The following is a 23,718-nucleotide window of genomic DNA, read 5'->3' as shown; positions in this document are numbered from 1 at the left end:
GCACTTATGTGCACCGCGTACCTGGTCAGCATCGACCTTCGAGCCCACGATTGTCCGCAGTTCCGCATAACGGGCAGCGCGACGCACGCCGGCATCGGGTTGCTCCTGCGACCGCACCGTGGTGTGCTTCTGCTCGTGGAAGGGAGACGATGAGATGGCCGTAACTTTCGTCTTGTTGCCCGGCGCCGGATCCGACTCGTGGTACTGGCACCGAGTCGTGCCCATTCTGACGGGCCACGGGCACGCCGCCATCACCGTCGACCTGCCGTACAGCGACGAGAGCGCGGGCCAGTACGAGTTCGCCGACGTCGTCGTCAAGGCGGCGCGCGACGTAGAGGGTCCCGTCGTGCTGGTCGCGCAGTCGATGTCGGCGTTTACCGCGGCGATCGTGTGTGAACGAACCGACGTCGACGTCGACGTCGATCTGTTGGTCCTGGTTGCTCCGATGCTTCCGGCGCCGGGGGAGTCGGCGGGCGAGTGGTGGGAGAACACTGGGCAGTCCGCGGCCCAGCGTGCGTTCGCGGTCAGCGAGGGACGGGACCCGACCGCCACCAACGATCTGCGGGAACTGTTCTTCCACGATGTTCCGGAGGGGCTCATCGAAGAAGCGTTCCAGGCCGAAGAGGTCGCCATGTCGGACACCCCGTTCGAGACGGTATGGCGGGCGCAGGAGTGGCCGCACGTAAAGACCCGTGTGATCGTGGGCAGTCGAGACCGCCTCTTCCCGGTCGATTTCATGAAACGGATCGTGCGGGAGCGTCTGAGCATTGCACCCGACGTGATCGATGCGGGGCACCTGATCGCCTTGGCCCGCCCCCGGGAACTGGCCGCGGCGCTCGAGGGCTACGTCGAGGGACTCTGATCGTCAAGGTGACCGTCGCCGAGCGCTGACTCATGACCGGCGGTTAGTCTGCCGAGAACGCTGCAACCCGTTCCCGAAGTCCGAGCACATGGAGGTGCGAGACACAATGTCATTGTCGGTATCAGGCGAGTTCGAGATCGAAGCAACCCCCGAACAGGTCATGCGTGCCCTTGTCGATGTGGAACGGATTCCCGAGTGGTCGGCGGTGCACAAGAAAGTCATCGTGGAGTCACGGTTCGAGGACGGACGACCCCGAACTGTGCGGATGACACTCTCCGTTCTGGGTGTCTCGGACACCCAGTTGGCCGAGCACAAGTGGATCGGCGACGAGCAGATGTCGTGGGTTCTCGTCGAGAGCGACAAGCAACGGAGTCAGGAAGGCGAGTACCTTCTCACGCCCACGTCGCGCGGCACCTCGGTGCGGGTCACGATGTCGGTCGATCCGAAGATCCGGTTGCCTCAGGCGGTGCTGCGACAGGGGCAGAAGCAGGCGATCCGGACCATCCGTAAAGGACTGACGAAGTTCGTCGTCGAGAACTACGTGTGACCCTGGCGACGGCCGTCGTTTCGCGCTGCCCCGTCCCCGGTCGCCGGCGTTAGGCTGGCCCAGCGGCAGCACGAACGTGAGCGAGGGGACAGATGGCGGTCGAGAACAACCCCACACGCCTAGGACGGTTGTCGGAACGACTCGCCGTAATTCGTGACGGTACCGACGATGACAAGTTGTCGGCCGGCTTCCTGCTCGTGGCGACCATTCTGGCATTGGTGTGGGCGAACGTCGGGACCACGTACGAGGCGTTCTGGCACACGCCGATCACTGTTCAGGTCGGTGACTACGGCATCAGCCTCGACCTGAAACATTGGGTCAACGACGCGTTGATGACGCTGTTCTTCTTCGTCGTCGGCCTCGAAGTGAAGCGTGAACTCACGATCGGTGAACTCACCGATCGGGCACGTGCCGCCGTGCCTCTCGTCGCCGCCGTTGCCGGTCTGGCTTTGCCGGCCGCTCTGTTCCTCGTCCTCAACCCGAGCGGTGAGGAGGCCGCCGCGTGGGGTGTAGTCGTGTCGACGGATACGGCCTTCGTGCTGGGCGCGCTGGCGCTCGTCGGCCCGAAGTACCCTGCGCGGCTTCGGATGTTCATCCTGACACTCGCGGTCGCCGACGACATCGGGGCCCTCGCCATCATCGCCTTCTTCTACACCGACAATCTGCGGCTCGGTCCGCTGTTGCTCGGTGCGGTCGGGCTGCTGCTGATCATGCAGTTGCGTCGGCTGGAGGTGTGGCGCGGAGTCGCATACTTCATCGTCGCGGCCGGTACGTGGGTGGCCTTCTACGAATCCGGTGTCCATCCCACTCTTGTCGGTGTGTTGATCGCCCTGATCCTCCCCGTCTATCCACCCAGGCGACGCGAGGTGGAGAGGGCAGGCGAGCTCACTCGCGCGTTTCGGCAATCACCGAATTCCGAATACGCCCGGGCCGCCCAACTCGGTGTCCTGCGGGCGGTCTCCGTCAACGAGCGGCTCCTGCGGTTCTATCAGCCCTACACCGCCTTCCTCGTGGTGCCCATCTTTGCGCTTGCCAATGCCGGCGTGGTCATCACCGGGCAGACCCTCGCCGACGCCGCCCGGTCGCCACTGGCCTGGGGCATCGTGCTCGGCCTCGTGGTCGGCAAACTCGTCGGCATCACCGCCGCCACCGCACTCTTTACGAAGTTGCGGCCCGGCAGCCTGCCGCCCGGGCTCACTCTGTCGCGGATCAGCGGTGGCAGTGCGCTGGCGGGCATCGGTTTCACGATCTCCCTGTTCATCGTCGACCTCGCCATCGAATCGCCCGTCCTGGCGAACGATGCCCGCGTCGGCGTCCTGACGGCAGCGGTGATCGCCACCGTCCTGGGCTGGGCGTTGTTCCGATTCTCGGACCGGCGCCATCCACCGACCGAGGCGATCGGGACCACCCTTCTGCGGCCGGTCGCGCCGGGACGTGATCACCTACGGGGACCGGTGGACGCGCCGCTCACCCTGGTCGAGTACGGCGACTTCGAGTGCCCGTTCTGCACCAAGGCCACCGGCAGCATCCGCGACGTGCGCACGCATTTCGGTGATGGACTGCGCTACGTCTTCCGTCATCTGCCTCTCGACGAGGTGCATCCGCATGCGCGTTTCGCTGCCCACGCCGCTGAGGCGGCCGACCGGCAGGGGCGCTTCTGGGAAATGCACGACCACCTGTTCGCCAACAGTGATGCCCTCGACGAGAACGAAATCTACGGGTACGCAGCCGAACTGGGCCTGGACATGGACCGGTTCGAGGAGGAACTGCGCACCGGTGAGTATCTCCACCGCGTGGACGACGACGAACTCGACGCCCAAACCAGTGACTTCCGGCAGACTCCGACGTTCTATCTCGGCGCCACGGGCACCGACCTCACCCGGCACATCGGTCCCTTCGACGCTGCCACGTTGATTCGCCGGCTCGAAGAGGCGCGGGACGCGCAGGGCGACTGAACTTCAGTTTCCGCCGCGCCCGTTTTCCTTTTCCTTCTCCTTGTCCTTATTGTTTCCGTTCCCGCTGTTGTTTCCGTTCCCGTTACCGCTGTTGCCGTTCGGGTTCGGCGGTTCGGGAATCTGTGCCGGTGGGGCGGGAACGGGAACGCCGACCGACACCGGCGGCGCGACTGGAAGTTCTTCGGTGCCGGTCAGGGTCGGCGAGGGTGTGGGAGCCTGGCTCGAGGTTGCGGGTGCCACGGCGGGACTTCCGGCGCCGTCGTTACCCTGCGACGCGATGGCCAGCGCGCCCACAACCAGTGCGACCAACACCGCGGCGACCGCCGCCAGAATCAGACCCGTCCTTCGTGGCCGACGGGGATCGGCCGGGGGTAAGGGCGCCGCGGACAGGGTGGCGGGGGCGAACGCCATCGTCCGAGGTTGCGCGCTCCTCGGCGGGGGTGCTGCCACCCGCCCCGAATAGCCCAGAACCGCGTGGCGCATGGCCGCGGCATCGCTGAATCGGTGCTGCGGATCGTGCGCCATCGCCTTCTCGATGGTGTGCACAACCCCGGGGTCTAGGCCGGGTCGCGCTTCGGTCAGCGGGGGAGCACCCCCGGCCAGGATCGCCCGGGCCAACGACAGAATGTTCTCGCCGCCGAACGGGCGGTGTCCGGCGAGGGCCTCGTAGCCGACAACACCCACCGCGTACAGGTCGTCCGCCACCGTTGCAGGTTTCTCCGCGATGCGATCCGGGCTCAAATACGCGACTGTGCCTAGCACCTGACCCGTCGTGGTATGGCCGCTGTCTGCGCTCTTCGCGATGCCGAAGTCGGCGACCTTCACGACACCCGCGCTACTGAACAGCACGTTGGCCGGTTTGATGTCGCGGTGCAAGATCCCGCATTGATGGGCTGCGCCGACGGCGGCGAGTATGTCCGCGAGAATCCCGCGTGCTCGGGCCTCGGGAAGTGGGCCTTGCGCGATGTCGTCGGCGAGGGTCCGTCCGGGTAGCCGTTCCATCACGATGTACGCGACGCCGGCGTCCTCGCCGCAGTCGTGAACGGCTACCACATTCGGATGGTTCAACGTGGCCGCCACCCGGGCCTCCACCTCGAACCGTCGCCGGATGTCGGGGATCGCCGCATGCTCGGGACGCAACACCTTGACGGCAACCGCCCGTCCGAGGCGCAGATCCCAGCCGTCGTGGACATCGGCCATCCCGCCTCGACCCAGCACAGCACGCAGCTCGTACCGATCTGCGAGAAGCTGGGGCGCCGACATAGCTTTACGCTAGCGCCAGCGGTCCCGACGAGGCCAATGGAGTTCGAGTCGTCAGCCGCAGCGCCGCGCATCTATCTCGGTGTGGTTCAGGTGCCTAGGTAGGACTAGGGGAACGCCTGTGTTCTCTTGCCGTCCGCCCGAGGAGTCTGAAGTGACGACCGGCAACGTCGGTGATCGAGGGCGGAACACCCGACGCATGCCGCCGACACTATCTCCACCGCCGACAGAACGAAGAGGATGCTCGTGCCGACCGACACCGCAGCAGGTCTTGGACGAGGCCTTTCGTCGACGAGTTCCCCAACCCGTGAGGAGATCGTCGGTAACTGGCAGCTGCGTGCCGCGTGCCGTGGCACCGACCTGGCGGTGTTCTTCTCGCCCGACGGTGAACGCGGTTCCGCTCGCGACCGGCGCGAAGCACAGGCGCGGCAGATTTGCATGCCCTGCCCCGTGCTCGCGCAGTGCCGCGATCATGCTCTGACGGTGGGTGAACCCTACGGTGTGTGGGGTGGCTTGACCGAGGCGGACCGAAGAAGGCGCGCCCAACGACCTCGTCGCGGTGAGGGTCGACCGCTCGGGTCGATCAACCCGCGACCTGTTTCGGGTCGCAGCCGTTAGGGCAACGTCGACCCGCCGCAACAGTTACGGTGATGACACACTGCGCCGAGGTCAGGAGTCGTCGTGCCCAAGTTGGAGATCAAGCGGACGTCCGAGCTCACCCGGAAAGAGGTGTCCGACAGGCTGATCGCGCTCGGGCAGGCCCTTGCGAGTGGCTCCGAGGTGGAACTGGGATCGGGTGGCGACTCGATCACGATCGATGTCGCCGACCGGGTCCGCTGGGAATTCGAGATCGAAGTCGAGGGCGATCAGATCGAGTTGGAGATCGAGATCAGTTGGCGCGACGGCCCGTCCGAGAGCTCAAACGTCGATGAGGCCACAGAGGAGACTGCGGTTGCGGCCAAGCCGGCGCGTCGTGGACGACCGCGCAAGACCACCGCGAAGTGACGGTGTTCACCCTGTTCGGATGATTTGCCGGGGGCGGTGAGGTGGGAGGCTGAGCCGGTCGGCACCGGCGATGCCTTGCAGTGTCGACTGTGTCCAGGAGGTGAGTGCGATGTCGACATCCTCGGCAGATCGGGCATCGGTGGCGCATCCGAGCCGGGCCGAGCGCACGCAACGGGGAATGGACGCGCGCGGTGCTACACCAGTGGCTGCGCTGGCGGAACATGTTGCCGCGGATCGGGGCGATCCGGTGGACCTTCTCGAGCGGCAGGCGGCGGACCGGGTACCCGACCTCGTCCCGCTCCGGTACGGGCGGATGGCGGCCACGGCCTTCACCTTCTACCGTGGTGCGGCGGCGATCATGGCCGACGACCTGTCGCGCGCGCCCACGACGGGCCTGCGCACGCAGCTTTGCGGAGACGCGCACCTGAGCAACTTCGGAATCTTCGCGACGCCGGAACGCAAGCTCGCGTTCGGTGTCAACGACTTCGACGAGACACATCCGGGCCCGTTCGAATGGGATGTCAAACGCCTGGTCGCGAGCCTGGCGGTCGCGGCGAACGAGAATGGATTCAGCGCAAAGAAGCGTCGGAAGATCACCCGGGCTTGCGCCGCCGAATACCGCGAAACCATGACTCGGCAGGCGCTACTGGGAAATCTGGCGGTCTGGTATTCACACATCGAGCCGACAGCGGAACTGACCGAGCTCCGAGACGAACTCGACTCTGCGGAGAAGAAGCGCGCCCGCACCGTGCTGGAGAAGGCCCGCCGCCGCGACAGCGTGCAGGCGCTGTCGAAGCTGACCACAGTCGTCGACGGCAAGAGGCGCATCATCAGCACTCCGCCACTGATCGTCCCGATCGAGGAGTTGTATGAGGGCGAAGACCTCGCGTCGTTGTACCGCGACACCCAGCGGCGACTCGACACGTACGCACAGACGCTCCAGAAGGATCGGCGGCTGCTCTACGACCAATTCCATTTGGTGCAGATTGCCCGCAAGGTGGTGGGGGTGGGCAGTGTGGGCACCCGCACCTGGATCGTCCTGATGCTGGGGGCAGACGACAGTGATCCGCTGTTTCTCCAGGTCAAGGAGGCGAAACCCTCGGTGTTGTCGGCGTATGTCGAGAGCCCGTCCTTCGCGACCGAGGGCGAACGAGTCGTCTACGGGCAACGACTGATGCAGGCCGCCAGCGACATCTTCCTGGGATGGGAGCGCGGCCCGGATCTCGAGGGCGTCGAGCACGACTTCTACGTACGCCAGCTGCGCGACGGTAAGGGGTCGGCACTGATCGAATCCCAGACACCCACCGTCATGACGCTGTACGGGCGGATGTGTGCGCGGGCCCTCGCCTATGCGCATGCCCGAGCGGGTGACCGGATCGCGATAGCGTCCTACCTCGGGGAGGACGACGAATTCGACCATGCGATGGCAGAATTCGCCGACACGTACGCCGAGCAGAACACCCGAGACCACGCGGCACTGCTCGACGCGATCGATCGACGCCGCGTCGCCGCCACCACCGGCACGTGAAAGGTGTTCGCTGAGAGAGGGTCCGACATGTCCGATGGCCAGACGTCATGAGCACGGGAAGCAAGTTAGCGGTGGCGGCAGGCTCCAGCCTGGTCCTGACAGTGCTCGCGTCCAGCCAGTTCCTGATGACCTTGGACAGCTCGGTGATGAACGTGTCGATGGCCACGGTGGCCGCGGACCTCGGTACCACGATCATCGGCATCCAGACGGCCATCACCCTGTACACCCTCGTCATGGCGACGCTGATGATCACCGGCGGCAAGGTGGGCACCATCATCGGTCGTCGCCGGGCCTTTGCGCTCGGCCTGATCATTTACGGCATCGGCTCCCTCGTGACGGCGTTGTCACCCAACCTGGCGGTGCTGCTGATCGGCTGGTCCCTGCTCGAGGGTATCGGTGCCGCGTTGATCATGCCCGCAATCGTCGCCCTCGTCGCCGCGAACTTCCCGGCTGAACGGCGTTCTGCCGCCTACGGTCTGGTGGCCGCCGCCGGTGCGATGGCAGTCGCCGCCGGACCCCTCATCGGTGGTGCGGTGACCACGTTCGCCTCCTGGCGGTACGTCTTCGTCGGCGAAGTGGTGATCGTTGTCGTCATCCTCCTCGTGTTACGCCGGATCAATGACGTTCCACCCGTGAAGGTGCGACTCGACCTGGTCGGATCGGCACTGTCGGTGGTGAGCCTGGGCATGCTCGTGTTCGGCGTCCTGCGCTCGAGTGAGTGGGGGTGGATTCAGGCCAAACCTGGGGGAACGCAGGTTCTCGGACTGTCGCCCGTGGTGTGGTTGCTCTTGGCTGGCCTGCTGGTGCTCTACGCCTTCCTGCGGTGGGAATCCCATCTCGCCCACACCGGCGGTGAGCCGCTGATCGATCCCCGATTGCTGCGCAATCGCCAACTCGCGGGTGGGCTCAGCATGTTCTTCGCCCAGTTCACGGTGCAGGCGGGGGTGTTCTTCACCGTCCCGCTGTTCCTGTCGGTGGTGCTCGAACTCAACGCACTGCAGACCGGTCTGCGCCTGATCCCGCTGTCGATCGCACTCCTGCTGGCCGCCGCCGGAATCCCCAAGTTGTGGCCGCAGGCGAATCCGCGCCGCGTCGTCCGTTTCGGTCTGACGTCGATGATCGTCGGCATCCTGTTTCTCGTGGCCGGGATGGACCCCGGCGCCAACGCCGGCGTGGTGGCCGTGCCGATGTTGCTGATGGGCCTCGGACTGGGCGCACTGGCCTCCCAACTCGGGGCGGTCACCGTCTCCGCCGTCCCGGACTCCCAGAGCGCGGAGGTCGGGGGACTGCAGAACACGGCCACCAACCTCGGCGCATCGTTGGGTACGGCGTTGATCGGATCGGTGCTCATCGCGACCCTGAGCACCTCCATTGTTGCGGGAATTCAAGCCAACCCCGACGTGCCGGCTGCGGTGCAGCAACAGGCCACCACCGAACTGGCCGGCGGTGTCCCCTTCCTGTCCGACACGCAACTCGAGGCGGCCCTGACGGACGCTTCGGTGCCCGAGTCCACCGCCCAGGACATCCTCGATCTCAATTCCGACGCCCGTCTCGAGGCGTTGCGGGTCGCGTACGGCGTTACCGCGCTGCTTGCCATCGCGGCGTTGTTCTTCACCGGCCGTGTTCCCCGAATTCCCGTGGGCGCGCCCAAAGGTGAGGGCGTCGGCCAGGATTCCGACGAACTCGGGTAGTTCACCGTCGCCGTAGATCAGGCCACGGCGGACGACGCAGAACAGCCAGCGTGGCTATCACCGCCGACGCCAACCCGATCAACTCACCCAGTAGGGCAAGTCGAGTGGAATCGACGGTCGGCTGCCACCTCACTCTGCCGCCGTGGATGACGAACACGCCGACCGGCGACACAGCGAGATCGCCGCCCCGCCGCCCGGCACCGCCTCCGCTCAGCCTGCCAAGGCGAAGCCCACGGTGAACCCGCGCGACACTAATGATCGTGGAACCGTCGGTTGTCTCGAAAGGCTCACCGAAGACGCGCGGAGCCCCGGCGTCGTCCTGCCGTAGGTCCACGACTTTCCGAACTTCCATCATGTTCTCCACACCGTTCCCGGACGTCAACCAACCGCACCATCGTCACACGCATCGGTGCCCAGATGCCGGATTCGGCTCGTCAACGTTGTCGCGACTCGGTGAAGGTGGCCCTACCATGACCCCATGGCAGCTTCGGGCTCACGCAGACATCTCTCCGTCGTTCCCGACCAGCCGGTCACCGACCGGCCCTCTCAGCGCGCGGGACGACTCGACGTCGTGAGTTACCAACTGCGCATCGAGCTCGACGACGTGTCGCCTACCATTTGGCGGCAGTTCGTCGTTCCGTCGAATCTGGGCCTCGACCAGCTGCATCCGGTGTTGCAGACGGTGATGGGGTGGTACGACAGCCACCTGCATGCGTGGGTCGCAGGGGAGCCGCCCGCATCCGAGCGGTACGAGATGCAGGAAAGCATCGACGAGGGCTTCGCCGACCAAGAGGACGAGTTGTGCGAGGAGGACATCCGGTTGGATCAGGTGTTGGTGCAACCCGGCGACCAGTTGTCCTATGCCTACGACTTCGGGGACGGCTGGGACCATACGATCGTCCTCGAGCAGATCAGGGCCGGCGATCCTGAGCCCAAAACGCATTGCCTCGCCGGTGCCCGGGCGTGCCCTCCCGAGGATTCGGGCGGACCCGGCGGATACGCCGATCTGCTGAGTGTGCTCGCCGACCCCCGTCATCCGGAGCACCACGATGCGAGGGCGTGGGTAGGTTTGGGATTCTCGCCGGAGGCGTTCGACCCCGCGGCCGTGAACGCGAGTTTGGGCGGACACGAGGCGGTGCGGGCGCACGGCCCGGTGCCGGACTCGGCATTCGCCGAGTTGCTCCGCCACATCCCGCCTCGCGCTGCACCGCAGGTCTATTCGATGCTCGAACGTGCCCACCTCACCCAACGATCGGGTGACTACCTGGCCGCGCAGGATGCCGTGACACTGCACCTGCGCTGGTTCCTGCAGCGCATCGGACCCGACGGCATCACCTTGACCAAGGCCGGTCACCTACCGCCGGCCGTGGTGGCGGAGGCAAGGGAACTGCCGGGACTCGACGACTGGCCGTCGACCAACAACCGCGAGAACGACCAGCGCCCGGTGCACTTGCTGCACGCGTACACGAAGACACTCGGTCTGGCGCGCAAGTACAAGGGCAAGCTGGTGCAGACCAAGCTGGGGGCCGAGTTCGCAGGCAATGCGCGCGGAATGTGGAGCCACCTCCTCGCCCGGCTGCCCCTCGGCACCGATCGGGTGGAGCGGGAAGCCGGATACTTGGTGCTCCTCGCCCTCGCCGCCGGCGCGTCGCCGGACGAACGTCAAGCCGTGGTAGCGGAGGGACTGGCCGCCCTCGGGTGGCGGGCGAGCGACAAGACCGTGGTCGAGGGGCTGGAGGCCTACTGGATAGCTCGGCCCACCATCGAATTCCTCGAGCTCACCGGTGCGATCGGCGAAGGTTTCGGGATGCGTGACGCCGAAGACCCGGAGTGGGTGCGACTCCTCGCGCGCATGGTGTTGTCGATGTGAGGCGGTGGCTCTCCGCTACCTGTCGGCCAGTGGGTATTTCGACACGATCGTGCCCTCGGCTGCGCTTTGGGTAAGGAGTGTCATTTTCGCCCAGATGCCGGTTGCGCTCGAATCGGACCGATTAGTATGCGATTCGATGCGACGGACGCTTGTATCCGGCAAGGGCAGTGTTCGGCCGTACAGGTGACTATTATTCCGGGTCGAACGAAGGTGGGTCCGATGACTCTTCCGATGATGTCCAAGGGACAGAACATGTCTCTGCCGAGTGACGTGTTCCAGATCGACGTGGTCATCGGATGGACCGAAGCGGAGATCGAGGTCGACGCGTCGGCTCTACTTCTGAATGCGGACAGGAAGGTTCGCTCCGACGACGACTTCGTGTTCTACAACCAGCCGGAATCGTCGGATGGTTCGGTCAGGTTCCTGGGCGCGGGTACGACCGAGGAAGGAGCGCAGGCACGGATCGCTCTCGACCTGTCTGCCGTGCCCGAGGACGTGCACACGGTGGCATTGGTCGGCAGTGTCAGCTCCGGCAACTTCGGTGACCTCGGCAAACTCGCTCTCCGGGTTGTCGACGGGGCCGGGCATTCGGTGGCGGAGTACGTCACCGCCGACGCCACCACCGAGTCCGCGTTCGTCTTCGGCGAGGTGTACCGCCGTGCCAGTGAATGGAAGGTACGCGCGGTCGGACAGGGCTGGGAGTCCGGGCTGGCCGGCCTGGCGACGGACTTCGGGGTCGCCGTCGATGACGATCCGGATCTCGAACCCACCGAAGCCCCCGAAGACGTCTCGAACACCGAACTCGTCGCGACAGAGCCGCACGACTCCACCGGTGATACCCCGCACAAGGAGGCGGTGCCCGAACAACCGGCCAAGGCGGCCGCCGCGCCGAAAGCGAAGAGCCGGGGCGTGCGCACCGCGAAGCGAGTGGTGAAGAAGTCCAAGCCACGCGAGTTCATGCTCGCCGAACTCGACACCTGGCAGCCGGCACGTTTGTTCTCGGTCATCGGCGTCGGAACCGGGGAGGAACAGGAGCGGCGCGCCACTTCGGCGTTGATCGCCACCATGCAGGCTGTGCGCCCGTTCGCACGCGCGGTGTGTGCGCGGATCGGGGCACCGGCCGGCGCCTTCGAAGGTTACGTCGAGGTGCAGTACGAGCAGGGCGAGACAAAGGTCATTCCGGACGCCGTCCTGAAGGTCTCTCGCGGCAGCCGGCTGTGGACCGCTTTGCTCGAGGTCAAGACCGGCAACGGCAAACTCAAGAAAGAGCAGCTCGAAAACTACCTCGACGTGGCACGCAAGAAGAAGTACGACGTGGTGGTCAGCTTGTCGAACGACGTCCCGGCCAGCGCCGGGGAGCTGCCGGTCGAGGTCGACCGCCGCAAGCTCGCGAAGGTCGCGCTGCGTCATCTGTCGTGGGCCGAGGTGGCCCATGAGGCGCGGATGCTGCTCTCGCACGGCGGTATCGACGACGATCTCCAGGCCTGGATCCTGGCCGAGTTCCTTCGCTATCTCGATCACCCTCGCTCCGGGGCTGCTGAGTTCGTCGACATGGGGCGGCACTGGGTCGCCATCCGCGATGCGGTCACCGCCGGCACACTGCGAGGCGGCGATGAGAAGGCATTGGCGGTGGCCGACACGTGGGTGTCCCTGTCGCGGCATCTTGCGCTGCGGCTGACGGCCGAGCTCGGAGTCACGGTCAAGCACGTCCTCCCTCGCCGATTGAGCACCGACCCGGCAGCTCGGAACGCGTCGGTGGCCGAGCGGTTGGCGGCCGACGGCGTGTTCGAGGCCGTACTACGGATACCCGAAACTGCAGGGGATCTGGTGGTGATTGCCGATGTGCGCACCAACAAGATTCGCTGCCGCACCACGGTAGAGGCGCCCGACGAGGGAACCTCGAGTCGTCGGCTGTCGTGGCTGCTCAAGCAGCTCGAGGACGCACCGGGCGATGTGCAGGTCGAAGCGGTGTTCTCCGAGCGCGGCAACGAAGCGTGCGAGCACCTGGACACGGTGCGTGCGGATCCGAAGGTGCTGACCCAGGGCCGGGCCGGTGACATCGTGTCGTTCAGTCTCGAGCAGACATTCCCGATGGGCGGTCGGCGGTCGGGCACAGCGGCAAGCTTCATCACCAGCGTGACCTCGTCCACCGACACGTGCTACGGAGGGGTGGTCCAGCAACTGCGGGGATGGGTGCCCGCCGCGCCCAAGCAGTCCGAACAGCTCCGCCACGGCGGCACAGATTTCGACGAGGGGGTACTGGAGCCCACCTCGTGACGGAGTGATTCTGCCAGTCCGGCGTCGATGATCGCTGACTTCTGCGAGGAAATCGATCACTCGATCGCTTGGCAGGCCGGTGGATCGAGGACGAGTGCAGTGTCGGCCGGCGCAAACCTAGCGCTGATGCTTACGTGGTCGACCGAATGCTGCTGCCCCAACAAGGAATAGGGTTCGTAGGGCCCAAACTCGAACTCGAGTGAACGTAGCGCACCCTCGTCGGTCAGCTCGACGGCAATCGGGCCACCCAATCGTCCAAGAATCCAACGATCCCCCCAGACCCGGAGTGGTGTGTCCACGAACTCATCCTCCGGCTCTGCGGCCGAGGGCATGAGTTCGACCTCGAAGGAATCGATTGCTGGATCGATCATCCGGGCCTGCTTGATTTCGCCGCGCATGCTCTCGACGACTGCTCCGGTGACCCGCAGCGCTTCTTCGACACTTATGGTGTCGGTGAAGTAGCCAACCGGCGCGTGAGGGTTCATCCAACAGCGCTGTCCGGCGCCACCGATGGATCCACCGACAGTCTCGCTCACCGTGTTTTCGGCGCCTTCTCCACCGAGCCCGACCACCGTCCCGACCTCGAACTCTGCATGCGGTTGCGTCTCACCGACCTCGAACCGGAATTGACCCTCGGATAGGGCGATGAGGCCTTCGCCAGCCCAACGCGCATCCGTGCTCTCGGCCCCTACCGACAGCGTGAGCACCTCTGCCCCGAATGCGTCATTCGCCGCTGCGCCTACGAGTGACGCGGGCGCGCGCCCTCCGCCGGGCGGCGTCGGCGTGTCATCGGCGGAGCAGCCGACTGTCATCGCTACAGAAAAAACGCACAGGACGCTCGCTGCGAGGGTTCTCATGCCGCTATTTCTCAGCCGACTCAACATGCACGGCATCCCTTCGCTCGACTGACGCCCGTGGGTGCCCTGCCACACGTCGCCCGTGCGAGGGATCGAAGAAAAGTCTATCCCTGACTCCGTCCAGTAGCCTTCTGCGTCGTCGAACCCGATAGTTTCAAGGTGCGGCTCCGTCAATTCCGGCACACTGATTCCATGACCGCACCGCCGCATCGCAGGTGGGTGCTGCATGTCGATCTCGACCAGTTCATCGCTGCAGTCGAGGTGCTGCGCCGCCCCGAGCTTCGGGGTAAGCCCGTGGTGGTCGGTGGACGCGGTGACCCCACCGAACGCGGAGTGGTGTCGACGGCGTCGTACGAGGCCCGCGAGTTCGGGGTGGGGTCCGGGATGCCGCTGCGGACCGCGGCCCGCAAGATCCCCGACGCGGTGTTTCTGCCCGTCGACGCCGAGGCCTACACCGAGGTGTCCGCGGTGGTGATGGACACGTTGCGGAAGATGGACGCCGTGGTGGAGGTGATGGGCTGGGACGAAGCATTTCTCGGTGTGGAAACCGAGGATCCCGAAGCATTCGCCCGGGCTATTCAGGCGGCGGTGCTCGAAGCCACCGGGTTGCATTGCTCGGTGGGGATCGGCGACAACAAGTTACGTGCCAAGATCGCGACCGGATTCGGGAAGCCGCAGGGCATTTTCCGCCTGACGGGGGCGAATTGGTTCCCCGTCATGGGGGAGCGGGACACCCGCTCGCTGTGGGGAATAGGCAGTAAGACGTCCAAAAAGCTTGCCGCCCTAGGAATGAACACGGTGACTGAGTTGGCGGCGGCCGCGGACGAGGACCTCGCGGCAACGTTCGGGCCGACGATGGGCCCGTGGTACGGCAGGATCGGCCGGGGCATCGACCGTTCGCCGGTGACCGCCGATCCGTGGGTCGCCCGCTCCCACAGTCGCGAGACGACGTTTCAGCAGAACCTCGACGACTGGTCAGCCGTCACCGACGAAATCCGCCGGCTCGCCGTGCGGGTGCGGGAAGACATTGTGGCAGAGAATCGTCCGGCCGTGCGCGTCGCGCTGAAGGTACGCTACGCGCCGTTCATCACCCGCACTACCAGCAAAGCGCTGCCCGAACCGACCTTCGACGTGGACGTCATCTGCGACGCCGCCGCAGCCCTGATCGACCGGTTCGACCACGACCGCGAAGTGCGTCTCCTCGGCGTGCGGTTGGAGATGACTCCGCCCAGGTGAGTGCGAAAGTACGGTGGAGCGTACTTTCGCACTCACAGCGGATCAGATGCGCGCGAAGAGGGCGGGATCGCTGCCCGGAACCTGCGCGACGAGGCCGCGGGCGACCAGGTGCCGCAGGTGTGCCGCGCCCTCGGAGAGCGCCATGTGCTTGCCCATCGGCGAGATGTCGGCCCATGGCTTGTACCACTTCATCCGCGCGGCCACATCCCACACGCTGAGCTGCTCGTCGCCGAACGCGTTGTAGAGGTGGTCGAGCCGTTCCTCATGGTGTTGGATCAGCTCGCCCGCGCGACCCGCCACATTGTCGATGGGAATGCCGTGGGCCCCGAGACCGCGGGTGATCTCCATGGTCTGCACGCGGCGCAGCGAGTCGAAGAACTCGGCGAGCGCATCACGCTCTTCGAGGGGGTAGACGAAGTTTCCGACATGCGGGGTCGTCTTCTGCAGCACGTGGTCGCCGGTGAACATGACGTCGGCGTCTTCGAGATAGAAGCAGACGTGTCCAGGCGTGTGGCCCGGGGTGTAGACGGCGCGCAGTCCGCGGCCGGTGAGCGCGATCAGTTCGTCGTCGACGAGAACGCGGTCGGGAGCCGAACTCGGACCCGTGGGCGGTTCGGTGGTTGCCGCCTGCTCGAACGCCGCTATCTCGTCCGCGCCAGCGCCGGCACGCACCATGTTGAGGCGTTGAAACTCCAGCCACTCCTCGCTGGCACCCGAAGACATGTGCGCGAACAATTCGTGATCGGATTCGTGCATTGCGATCCACGCACCCGACGCCTCGCGCACGCGCCCGCACAGTCCGGTGTGGTCGGGATGGAAGTGGGTGAGGACGACGCCCTCCACTTCCTTCACGGAGTGGCCGATCTCCTCCAGTCCGGAGGTGAGCCCGGCCCAGGCGTTGTCGTCGTCCCAGCCGGCGTCGACGAGGATCAGTCCACCCGGGGATTCCATCGCGTAGACGAGTGTGTGACCGAGGGGGTTGTCCGTAATAGGGACAGGTATCTGGAAGATGCCATCACCGATGGCCGCCGCACCATTCATCTGCTTTACCTCGCACTAGAAAACAGCTCTTGGGATCCGAAAGGAAAACGCTCTATCACTCCTTCTTAGCCGTTGCAGACCGGTCGTGAACAGCCGGGTCCCGTTTAGCGGGTGTTCAGGCTTTTCCTGATCGCTCGATCCGCCGCGGGACACCGGGGGCTGTGGGATGCTCCGAACCACGATGATCGACGGAGTTCAGACTGCGACGGGGGAGACTGGCATGACAAATCAGCACACGACAACACGACCCGGCTGGTACACGAGCGGGGTGTGCGGGCTGGCCGTGGTCGGCGCATCGGCGCTGCTCGCGCCCAGTGTCGCCGTTGCCACCCCGGCGTTGCCGGCGGGATGCGTTCCGGGGTCGGGCACTGCGGTGACGTGCACCTTCACGTTCACCGGCGATGCTCAGTCCTTCACGGTTCCCGAGGGCATTACCAGCCTGGGCGTGACCGCGACGGGTGCTCGCGGTGGAAATGTAGGTTCCGTTCTCGGGGGCCTCGGTGCAGTCGCGTCGCGCTCGCTCACCGTCGCGCCCGGCGACGCGCTGTATGTGCTCGTCGGCGGCAGTGGTGGCGACGGCACGGGTGCGGCCGGGTTCAACGGCGGCGGAGCCGGTGGGTCGGGCGCGGGTGGGGGAGGCGGTGCATCCGATGTCCGGACGGCAACGGGTGGGCTGGCAGATAGGCAGATCGTCGCCTCGGGTGGTGGCGGCGCCGGAGGCATCTACATCGGTGGCGGCGGCAACCTCGTCCCCAATGCGCCCGCAGGCCAGGCCGGTGGCGGGGGAGGAGCCGGCGGTGGCGGTCAGGCCGACGCAGGTGGTGCCGGCGGCAACGGTGGTGACAACCCCGACGGATCTCCGGGCTTTGGCGGAGTCGGCGGAGCGGGATCCGGGACCGGTGGCGGGGGAGGCGGCGGCTGGTTCGGCGGTGGCGGCGGTGCCGAGAACTTCGGTGGCGGCGGAGGTGGTGGTGGTTCCTCCTACGCACCCGACGGGACGATCAGTGCTGCCGGTGTCGACGCCGTCCCGTCAGTGGTGATTACTTACGGGGCTGGCTCGGGAACCGGGTCGTTGGGAAGCCTGTTCGGTAGTAGCTGAACACGACTACCGCCGTCGCGAGTTCCACCGTCATGAGGAGCGGAAGTGGTTGCGGCTCAACGACAACGGCAGCAGTCCGGACTTTCGTCCGGGCTGCTGCCGATGGCAACACGCTGGGTGACTACGTAACACGAACCGCGGAACTAGACAGCGACGGCGGTGGTTTCGTAGATCGATTCGATACGGCGTCGAGTCACCTCGGGGCTGGTCTTCATGGCGAGGACGAGCTCGGAGATGACGAGCTGCATTGCGTGCTCGAGCTGGCGCTTTTCTCCGGCCGAGAGCGGCTTGGCCTGCGCACGCGTCATCAGATCGCGGATCACTTCACTCACCGTGAAGATTCCACCGACGGTGATCTTCTCCTGGTTGGCCTTGAATCGCCTGGACCAGTTGGACGGGTCGTCGATCGTCGGACCCTGCAGGATGTCGAAAACGCGACCGACCTCGTCGAGATTGATGGCGTTGCGCACACCGATCGCTTCGGCTTTCGCCACCGGAATCTCGATCGACAGCCCATTCTGAGCGACTTCGAACTGCACGTATGCAGTGGGTAGATCGTTGAACATCCGGGTCGTGAGCTTCGTTACCGTCACGGACCCATGGTGCGGGTACAGGAAAATTTCACCGATATTGAGATTCATTGACTACCACCCTTCCCTGACATTATGGCACACACTGCCATGTTGACAACCGGTGACCATGTGGGAACGATGACCGGTGGGTGCCCCTAACCGATTGCGAGGGCCGCTGATGAACCAACTCGAAACATTCGCCCTGTCGCCTGACCTGCCTGCCGGCCCGCTCGGGCTGCGGGAGCGCCGCCGTGTGCAGACGAGCGTGGAGATCAGCGAGGCCGCACTCACCCTGTTCGAGCGCAAGGGTGTCGAGGCCACGACGGTCGGTGAGATCGCGCAGGCAGCGGGAGTGTCTCAGCGAACCTTTTTTCGATACTTCGCCACCAAGGAAGAAGCCGCGCTCCGGGATCACTGGGCCTTCGAGGCGATCCTCGCCGCCGGGCTCGATCGGCTCGATTCCGACGTCTCACCCAGGCTCTCGCTGGAAACGTCCTTCGCTGCGGCACTCACGACTTACTCGGACAGTTCGTCGATCGCATCTCAGCGATTGTTGCGGGTGAACCGGATGATCAAAAAGGAGCCGACGCTGCGTGCCGTGTTGGCACGTGCGAGCGTGGGGCGGACCGCGGCTCTGGTCGACGCGGTGTCGAAGCGATTTGAGTGTTCCGAACTGCAGATTCGACTGGCAGTCGATGTGTCGATCGCCGTACTGCGGGCGGCACTGGAAACATGGGTGGATCGTTCATCCACCGACGAGACGGCAATTCTCCCCGAAATCTATTCCGTGGCACGGACACTCGCGCAGGCCTGATTGACAGATCGTCGCACGCGTCAGCTCACCCGGCGAGGAAGCTGAAGCGGACGCGGCGCACTGGGTTGTCGACGTTGGTGTCGACGAGGCACACGGATTGCCACGTCCCCGTCGTGACGGTGCCATCGACGACGGGAACTGACGCGTAGGGCGGCAGGAACGCCGGCAGCACGTGGTCGCGGCCGTGTCCGTGGCTGCCGTGGCGGTGCCTCCACCGGTCGTCGCGGGGCAGCACGTCGTCGATTGCCCGCAGGAGGTCGTCGTCGCTTCCCGCGCCGGTTTCGATGACGACGAGTCCCGCCGTGGCGTGCGGTACCCACACATGCAGCAGGCCATCGCCTGCGCCGGCCGAGGCGAGGAACTTCTCGATCTCACGGGTCAGGTCGTGCACCACCGGCTCGGCGCCGGTGCGCACCTCGATCTCAGTACTGAACATGCTCCGACGTTAGCGCGGGGGAGCGTGACATTCGATCCGAAGCCACACAGCCCGCGCTGCTACTTGCGGCCCGCCGCCCACTTCATGCCCCAGCTGTAGGCCTTGTCGAGATCGGCCTGGCTGCCTTCGATGTACTTCACCTCGCGGGTGACGGTGATGCCCTGGCCGGTGTTTTGCAGCATCGCGATGGCGCAGATGCGAGCGGAGCTGTTCGAGGAGTCGAGGCGAACCTCAACCTCGGGTCCGCTCGTGGGGTAGAGGGTGACGACGCCGTCCACCGCGGCCCAGTTGGGTGCGCCGTCGTAGATCATTGCGAAGATGAGGATGCGCTTGAACATCTCCGGTCGGTCGAGGTTGATGTGCATGTTCTCGCCCCCGGTCACGGTGCCGGTGCGGTCGTCGGCGTCGAGCTTGATGAACGGGGCGTCCTGCAGCGAACCGAACGTGTTACCGAGTGCCTGGACCACGCCCTTCGATCCGTCGGCGAGTTCGTAGAGGCAGCCGAGGTCCAAATCAATACCAGTGTTCCCGCCGGCGGCCGCCGCGAGCTTCGCGAAGAAGCCGGTCTTCTTCGGTTGCGGCGCCACGCCAGTCGACCAGTTGAGGTTGACCCGCATCGCGCCCTGCCGCTCACCCGACTTGGTGAGGCTGACCGACGGTGCGGCCTTCGACAGCGTCACCTTGCTCAGGCTGACACCGCCCTGCGGTGCGGCCGGAGTGGAGGGACGACGGGTGTAGTCGATGGCCATGGGTAGAACCTTCCGTTTGACGACCGGGCGCCGTGCCGGATCGCTGTCCGATTTGCACGGTTTCGGTCCAGGGTAGTCATACGCTCGAAACTGTCCGACTGGCCCTACATCGGGATCGGCCAGTCAGCTCCGCTTGTTCCACTCGATTGCCGGGCAAGTATCCATCACCATGGCCAGTCCCTTATCGGTCGTGCGTCGGAACGCTTCTTCGTCGATGACGCCGAGCTGGAACCACACGCCCTTCGCCCCCACCTGGACGGCTTGGTCGGCGAATTCCCCCGCAGCGTCGGACTGACGGAACACGTCGACGACATCGATGGGGAACGGCACGTCCGCAAGAGTTGGGTACCCCTGCTCGCCCAGCACCGTCGGCGCGGAAGGGTGGATGGGAACGATGCGTTTGCCCCGTTCCCGCAGCGTCTGAGCGATGCGGTACGCCGTCCGGTCCGGGTTGCCGGACAGTCCAACTATCGCCCACGTCTCCCAGTCGTCGAGCATCGACGAAACAGCGTCAGGGTCCTGCCATGAGATGCTCATAGCCGCAAAGCTACTACCGACTGTGGATGTCAGCCGGGAATCTCCGCGCCGACCCCAACCCTCCGTGCGAAGGTATCGGCATGGTGATGCGTATCCCCGAAAATCCGCGTTTGGTAAATGGTGCCGAGGAGTCGGTGTGGAATGCGTCGATCCGTCAGCTCGGCGAGGATGACCAGCGCATCACCGAAGGCTCAAGGACCACGAGATCGGCTTCGTGTAACGCTCAGCGGTATTGGGGTCGTCTGCCTGGACATTGTGGGCGGGAAGAGCCGGCGCCAATATGGACTGTTGTAACAACGCTTGCCGACGTGAGGTTGTGGATATCATCGAGGCCAATTACCCGGCGATAGTGGATCGACTGCACGGCAGCTTCTGGCGATGAGAGGGACGTTGGACATGGCAGAAAGAGACGCAAACCTTGACCCGGTCTCCAACCACATATCGGTGCATCAGACCGCCATGATGCGACCGACCGGCTCGCCGCCCGATCGGCCAGCCGGAGAACATAGAGAAAATGGCAGCTTGATTCGCCATTGGTTTGAGCACCGTTTTGGCGGTTAGGTGAGGCCTGCTGCCTCGCCGTACGGGCCGAGGAACCGCTCACCGTTGAAATGAATCAGATGAGTGGGGTCGCTCGCGCACCATACTTCCGTCTCCCACGAGATTTCGGCAAGGTACTTCCGCATCGTCGCACGGTCCGGGAAACAAGAGACGTAGACAAGGCCGGCTGTAGAACCTTTGAACAGGGTTGCGAGCTCTTGATGGCGCTTAGCATCGACGGGACCATGAGTCGTGGCGGCCTCGAGTAAGACAAGCCAATTCTTCTCTGGAAGGTACACGATTAGGTCGGGCATCTTGCCATGGTGGTCGACTGTCACTCCTAGCGAAGCTAAGGCAGCCTCGTCAAATGTCATCATCTTTGAGTCGGCGTCACCTACATAGAGCACGTGGCCACCGGGCGTGTAGTAACTGCAGAAGTCCGCAATCATCGCCTTTATCAGTGTGTTCTGGCCTCCTGGGCTCAGAAGCACGAGGTCTCCCGAAGGCAGCGTGACGGGAATTCGATTCATTTCCCGGGCAGCTGCGTACTGGGCCTTGAGTCCTGGAACTTTGGAGAGATACCGTGCCAGTGCAGAATCGAAACCTTCGCAACCGTAGCGTTTTATCACGGCGAGCGCGTCTGCGTGCAGGGTGTAGACCGTCTTTGGTGAGTTGACCGCGCGAGTGGAATCGTCGGGATTCAATTCGACAAACAGTGCATCCACGAATTGATGGAGAGTTTGGCGGCGGATAGTCTCACGGGTGTTTGCCTTATACGGTGTGTCGCGGTAGTGGGCAGCGATGAATTCCATCAAGTCGGTGACCCCGAGCTGAAGTGGATGTACGCCACTCCAGGAATCGTTCGGCTTGAGCTGCAACAGTCCTAGCAGTACCCAGGCCGATCTTTCGTTCGATCGCTGCGCATCGAATCCGAAGGCCCGCAGAATTTGTTGAGCTTCTCGGACCTTAAGTTCCGCAGAGTTGGTGATCACGCAACTTCCTCAACTGGGGTGGTGAAGGCTGCCACTGCGTCGTCTATATCTTCTTGAAGTGGCAGCATGGATGACCTTGAGCGTCCCAGAGCCGAAAGGTCATCGCGAGCGGGGTAGCGCAAGGATCGCAGGTCTGTGGCGTTGACCTGAGTATGACCGGAGAAGGTTCGGAAGTATTGGTCGACGATTGAACTGTTGAGCCACCAGCTCAGCCCGATCGCAAAGTCCCGGTCGAGCCCAGCTCCGTTGCAATGAAAAATGTTGAGGTGGTTTTCGAATGCGATCGACGTGTCGCCGTTTACCTCGGGGTCCCACAGTGCGGCAACAATTCGCCGCCGCTCTTCTTTCGCCGAGAACCGCTTGACCACTACGTAGACGCCTGAGGGCAAGAGCAACTTCTTCCCATCGGCGAGAGGGACGAATCCTTGATTCTTACGGATCTCTCGGGGCCACTCAATAACGCCACCTCGGACATTGCCGGGATAGATCAGGGGTACGGCACCATGCGTGTCGGCGTCACACAGGTTTGCGCGTGACCGGAAATCGACAACACGACCCGTCGATACCTGGACCCTTAGTTCAGGCAACATTGCAGGCAGAGTGACCATTGCCTCGGCGATAGACGTATCACCGGCTGTGCCCGGAACTCGAAGAAATAGGTGAGGGTCGTTTGGTCGAATAATCGCCGTATAGGGCAGCGTAGTAATAGTCACCGCATCGGTGTGTCCACGGCTGGTCGTGAGAACCACCTCTGACGTGTCGTCGCCTCCACGCGTGCCACAAAGAATGATGTTTTCCTGCAGAACTCCTGTGTCGGAAAAGACAGTTGAGCGTGATTCGAAAGTATGAAGTCGGTCAATCGAAATCCTGCTTAGCAATTCGCGACGGAAAGACTCGAAATAGACACCGTTTGCGAACGAGCGAGGCGTAATTGCGACCAACTGCCCGCCTGGTCGCAGGGAGGTAGACCCTAAGGAAAGGAACGCCGCGTACAGGTTCGGACAGTCTGCACCCTGCGTGATAAGAGCCTTGCGGTATGCAGAACTCGCTGCAAGCTTCGCATATGGTGGATTCATAATCACGATGTCGAACGGTTCGGCAAGGTCGTTCTCGGCAACCGAGCTGCCCGTGGTGAGCTCGATATAGTCGCCAGCGACAAGAGTGGTAGACACGCTGGTCCCAGATGTCGCGCCTGCTACCTCACAATCGCGAAGTGTGTCTGCGAGGAACGGTTCGACGGCTGAGTCGATCTCGACGGCTACGACATGAATCTCAAGTTCTGGCGCCTCGCTGAGTGCGCGGTTCACCAGTGCGGCCGCAAGTGAGCCGGCGCCGGCCCCCGGGTCGAGAATGCGGAGTCTTCCCGATTCCGGCAGCTTAGGAAAGCTGGCAATCAGCTCGGCGGCGCCCTCGGGTGTAAAAAACTGTCCGAGCGTGGCCTGAGTGGTTGAGTTGAGCGCGGCGAGTGCGGCTACGCGGCGTGCTTCCGTCCGGGTCATCAGTGTGTCGTCCACGGACCACACTCTAGAGTGCAAGTCCGACTCATTCGTCGGCGCAGCCTCAAGGCCCAGCGCGAGGCAACTAAGAGGATTGATTGACTAGCTCGCCTCGTAGCCGGTCTCGGTCTCGGTACTGTGCACGCTCCACAAAGCCCTCATCCGTGCGGGTGATCCTGCCGAAATTCGTACGTTTGGGGGGATCAAGCGATCTTTCCGTGGCTGGATGATTCGGGATCTCGGCCTTGCTGGCATCCTGTAGGAAGAACCCATACTGTGAATGGAGTATCCGGCTCTGCGTTCTCGATCGCGCGATCTCGATAGGCGATCCCTAGCCCTTGAACACCCTCGCCG

Annotated in this window: 22 protein-coding genes; 13 read left to right on the top strand and 9 right to left on the bottom strand. The window is 64.4% G+C overall.

Annotated features, from left to right (window positions below; genetic code table 11):
• The first annotated feature begins 154 nt into the window (after window positions 1-154).
• From NOF53_RS15795 to nhaA, 3 genes are all read left to right on the top strand, one after another.
• Window positions 155-862, top strand: coding sequence for an alpha/beta fold hydrolase (locus NOF53_RS15795; protein ID WP_255970315.1), 708 nt, complete (start codon window positions 155-157; stop codon window positions 860-862).
• A 106-nt stretch (window positions 863-968) separates the two neighbouring features.
• On the top strand, window positions 969-1,409 hold the full coding sequence (locus NOF53_RS15790; RefSeq protein ID WP_255970312.1) for an SRPBCC family protein: 441 nt from the start codon (window positions 969-971) through the stop codon (window positions 1,407-1,409).
• A 92-nt stretch (window positions 1,410-1,501) separates the two neighbouring features.
• Window positions 1,502-3,364 (top strand): Na+/H+ antiporter NhaA, encoded by a 1,863-nt coding sequence (gene nhaA, locus NOF53_RS15785; RefSeq protein WP_255970308.1) that lies wholly within the window; start codon window positions 1,502-1,504, stop codon window positions 3,362-3,364.
• 3 nt (window positions 3,365-3,367) lie between these two features.
• Here the strand turns inward: nhaA and NOF53_RS15780 are convergent, their stop codons facing one another.
• Window positions 3,368-4,627, bottom strand: a complete 1,260-nt coding sequence (locus tag NOF53_RS15780) for a serine/threonine-protein kinase (protein WP_255970304.1) — start codon at window positions 4,625-4,627, stop codon at window positions 3,368-3,370.
• Between the two features lie 237 nt (window positions 4,628-4,864).
• Here NOF53_RS15780 and NOF53_RS15775 point away from each other — a divergent pair, with 237 nt between their 5' ends.
• The 7 genes from NOF53_RS15775 to NOF53_RS15745 all read left to right on the top strand — a co-directional run bounded on the left by NOF53_RS15775 (window position 4,865) and on the right by NOF53_RS15745 (window position 12,995).
• Window positions 4,865-5,242: a WhiB family transcriptional regulator gene (locus NOF53_RS15775; RefSeq protein WP_255970301.1), complete on the top strand. Its 378-nt coding sequence runs from the start codon at window positions 4,865-4,867 to the stop codon at window positions 5,240-5,242.
• Window positions 5,243-5,305: 63 nt separating this feature from the next.
• Window positions 5,306-5,629, top strand: coding sequence for an amphi-Trp domain-containing protein (locus tag NOF53_RS15770; protein WP_255970298.1), 324 nt, complete (start codon window positions 5,306-5,308; stop codon window positions 5,627-5,629).
• A gap of 109 nt (window positions 5,630-5,738) precedes the next feature.
• Window positions 5,739-7,157: a DUF2252 domain-containing protein gene (locus NOF53_RS15765; RefSeq protein WP_255970295.1), complete on the top strand. Its 1,419-nt coding sequence runs from the start codon at window positions 5,739-5,741 to the stop codon at window positions 7,155-7,157.
• Between the two features lie 47 nt (window positions 7,158-7,204).
• The gene (locus NOF53_RS15760) at window positions 7,205-8,848 is read left to right on the top strand and encodes an MFS transporter (protein WP_255970292.1); all 1,644 of its coding nucleotides are present in this window, start codon (window positions 7,205-7,207) and stop codon (window positions 8,846-8,848) included.
• Between the two features lie 142 nt (window positions 8,849-8,990).
• A complete protein-coding gene (locus NOF53_RS28060) occupies window positions 8,991-9,176 on the top strand; it encodes a hypothetical protein (protein ID WP_509908953.1) in 186 nt (61 codons plus the stop codon).
• Between the two features lie 150 nt (window positions 9,177-9,326).
• Window positions 9,327-10,718: a plasmid pRiA4b ORF-3 family protein gene (locus NOF53_RS15750; RefSeq protein ID WP_255970284.1), complete on the top strand. Its 1,392-nt coding sequence runs from the start codon at window positions 9,327-9,329 to the stop codon at window positions 10,716-10,718.
• Window positions 10,719-10,937: 219 nt separating this feature from the next.
• Window positions 10,938-12,995, top strand: a complete 2,058-nt coding sequence (locus tag NOF53_RS15745) for a TerD family protein (RefSeq protein ID WP_255970281.1) — start codon at window positions 10,938-10,940, stop codon at window positions 12,993-12,995.
• A gap of 56 nt (window positions 12,996-13,051) precedes the next feature.
• On the opposite strand, the gene NOF53_RS15740 is transcribed toward NOF53_RS15745, so the two are convergent.
• Entirely contained in the window at window positions 13,052-14,035 is a 984-nt protein-coding gene (locus NOF53_RS15740) for a hypothetical protein (protein ID WP_255970279.1), read from the bottom strand.
• Window positions 14,036-14,044: 9 nt separating this feature from the next.
• Between NOF53_RS15740 and NOF53_RS15735 the strand changes: the two genes are divergently transcribed.
• Complete coding sequence (locus tag NOF53_RS15735) at window positions 14,045-15,088, top strand: DNA polymerase IV (RefSeq protein WP_255970277.1); 1,044 nt, start codon at window positions 14,045-14,047, stop codon at window positions 15,086-15,088.
• A gap of 42 nt (window positions 15,089-15,130) precedes the next feature.
• Here the strand turns inward: NOF53_RS15735 and NOF53_RS15730 are convergent, their stop codons facing one another.
• Window positions 15,131-16,129 (bottom strand): MBL fold metallo-hydrolase, encoded by a 999-nt coding sequence (locus NOF53_RS15730; RefSeq protein ID WP_255970274.1) that lies wholly within the window; start codon window positions 16,127-16,129, stop codon window positions 15,131-15,133.
• 220 nt (window positions 16,130-16,349) lie between these two features.
• Here NOF53_RS15730 and NOF53_RS15725 point away from each other — a divergent pair, with 220 nt between their 5' ends.
• Window positions 16,350-17,228 (top strand): glycine-rich protein, encoded by an 879-nt coding sequence (locus NOF53_RS15725; protein ID WP_255970271.1) that lies wholly within the window; start codon window positions 16,350-16,352, stop codon window positions 17,226-17,228.
• Window positions 17,229-17,371: 143 nt separating this feature from the next.
• On the opposite strand, the gene NOF53_RS15720 is transcribed toward NOF53_RS15725, so the two are convergent.
• Entirely contained in the window at window positions 17,372-17,821 is a 450-nt protein-coding gene (locus NOF53_RS15720; protein ID WP_374212618.1) for a CarD family transcriptional regulator, read from the bottom strand.
• Window positions 17,822-17,978: 157 nt separating this feature from the next.
• On the opposite strand from NOF53_RS15720, the gene NOF53_RS15715 reads away from it, so the two are divergent.
• On the top strand, window positions 17,979-18,614 hold the full coding sequence (locus tag NOF53_RS15715) for a TetR family transcriptional regulator (RefSeq protein ID WP_255970265.1): 636 nt from the start codon (window positions 17,979-17,981) through the stop codon (window positions 18,612-18,614).
• A 25-nt stretch (window positions 18,615-18,639) separates the two neighbouring features.
• Here the strand turns inward: NOF53_RS15715 and NOF53_RS15710 are convergent, their stop codons facing one another.
• From NOF53_RS15710 to NOF53_RS15690, 5 genes are all read right to left on the bottom strand, one after another.
• Window positions 18,640-19,050 (bottom strand): secondary thiamine-phosphate synthase enzyme YjbQ, encoded by a 411-nt coding sequence (locus NOF53_RS15710; protein ID WP_255970262.1) that lies wholly within the window; start codon window positions 19,048-19,050, stop codon window positions 18,640-18,642.
• A 59-nt stretch (window positions 19,051-19,109) separates the two neighbouring features.
• Window positions 19,110-19,799: a TerD family protein gene (locus tag NOF53_RS15705; RefSeq protein WP_255970259.1), complete on the bottom strand. Its 690-nt coding sequence runs from the start codon at window positions 19,797-19,799 to the stop codon at window positions 19,110-19,112.
• Between the two features lie 123 nt (window positions 19,800-19,922).
• On the bottom strand, window positions 19,923-20,336 hold the full coding sequence (locus tag NOF53_RS15700) for a CoA-binding protein (RefSeq protein WP_255970256.1): 414 nt from the start codon (window positions 20,334-20,336) through the stop codon (window positions 19,923-19,925).
• A 557-nt stretch (window positions 20,337-20,893) separates the two neighbouring features.
• Window positions 20,894-21,868 (bottom strand): BsuBI/PstI family type II restriction endonuclease, encoded by a 975-nt coding sequence (locus NOF53_RS27710; protein ID WP_255970253.1) that lies wholly within the window; start codon window positions 21,866-21,868, stop codon window positions 20,894-20,896.
• Window positions 21,865-23,382, bottom strand: coding sequence for an Eco57I restriction-modification methylase domain-containing protein (locus tag NOF53_RS15690; RefSeq protein WP_255970250.1), 1,518 nt, complete (start codon window positions 23,380-23,382; stop codon window positions 21,865-21,867). The genes NOF53_RS27710 and NOF53_RS15690 overlap by 4 nt, the downstream gene beginning before the upstream one ends.
• Window positions 23,383-23,718: the final 336 nt, after the last annotated feature.

It is taken from the genome of Rhodococcus tibetensis (assembly GCF_024438035.1).
Classification (GTDB): domain Bacteria; phylum Actinomycetota; class Actinomycetes; order Mycobacteriales; family Mycobacteriaceae; genus Rhodococcus_F; species Rhodococcus_F tibetensis.
Note: the sequence above shows the minus strand (reverse complement) of the source record. Positions and strands in the feature narration are given on the sequence as shown.

Coding starts and splice junctions, on each gene's coding strand:
- NOF53_RS15795 (WP_255970315.1), top strand. CDS start 155: ATGGCCGTAACTTTCGTCTTGTTGCCCGGCGCCGGATCCGACTCGTGG.
- NOF53_RS15790 (WP_255970312.1), top strand. CDS start 969: ATGTCATTGTCGGTATCAGGCGAGTTCGAGATCGAAGCAACCCCCGAA.
- nhaA (WP_255970308.1), top strand. CDS start 1,502: ATGGCGGTCGAGAACAACCCCACACGCCTAGGACGGTTGTCGGAACGA.
- NOF53_RS15780 (WP_255970304.1), bottom strand. CDS start 4,627: ATGTCGGCGCCCCAGCTTCTCGCAGATCGGTACGAGCTGCGTGCTGTG.
- NOF53_RS15775 (WP_255970301.1), top strand. CDS start 4,865: ATGCTCGTGCCGACCGACACCGCAGCAGGTCTTGGACGAGGCCTTTCG.
- NOF53_RS15765 (WP_255970295.1), top strand. CDS start 5,739: ATGTCGACATCCTCGGCAGATCGGGCATCGGTGGCGCATCCGAGCCGG.
- NOF53_RS15760 (WP_255970292.1), top strand. CDS start 7,205: ATGAGCACGGGAAGCAAGTTAGCGGTGGCGGCAGGCTCCAGCCTGGTC.
- NOF53_RS15750 (WP_255970284.1), top strand. CDS start 9,327: ATGGCAGCTTCGGGCTCACGCAGACATCTCTCCGTCGTTCCCGACCAG.
- NOF53_RS15745 (WP_255970281.1), top strand. CDS start 10,938: ATGACTCTTCCGATGATGTCCAAGGGACAGAACATGTCTCTGCCGAGT.
- NOF53_RS15735 (WP_255970277.1), top strand. CDS start 14,045: ATGACCGCACCGCCGCATCGCAGGTGGGTGCTGCATGTCGATCTCGAC.
- NOF53_RS15730 (WP_255970274.1), bottom strand. CDS start 16,129: ATGAATGGTGCGGCGGCCATCGGTGATGGCATCTTCCAGATACCTGTC.
- NOF53_RS15725 (WP_255970271.1), top strand. CDS start 16,350: ATGACAAATCAGCACACGACAACACGACCCGGCTGGTACACGAGCGGG.
- NOF53_RS15715 (WP_255970265.1), top strand. CDS start 17,979: ATGAACCAACTCGAAACATTCGCCCTGTCGCCTGACCTGCCTGCCGGC.
- NOF53_RS15710 (WP_255970262.1), bottom strand. CDS start 19,050: ATGTTCAGTACTGAGATCGAGGTGCGCACCGGCGCCGAGCCGGTGGTG.
- NOF53_RS15705 (WP_255970259.1), bottom strand. CDS start 19,799: ATGGCCATCGACTACACCCGTCGTCCCTCCACTCCGGCCGCACCGCAG.
- NOF53_RS15700 (WP_255970256.1), bottom strand. CDS start 20,336: ATGAGCATCTCATGGCAGGACCCTGACGCTGTTTCGTCGATGCTCGAC.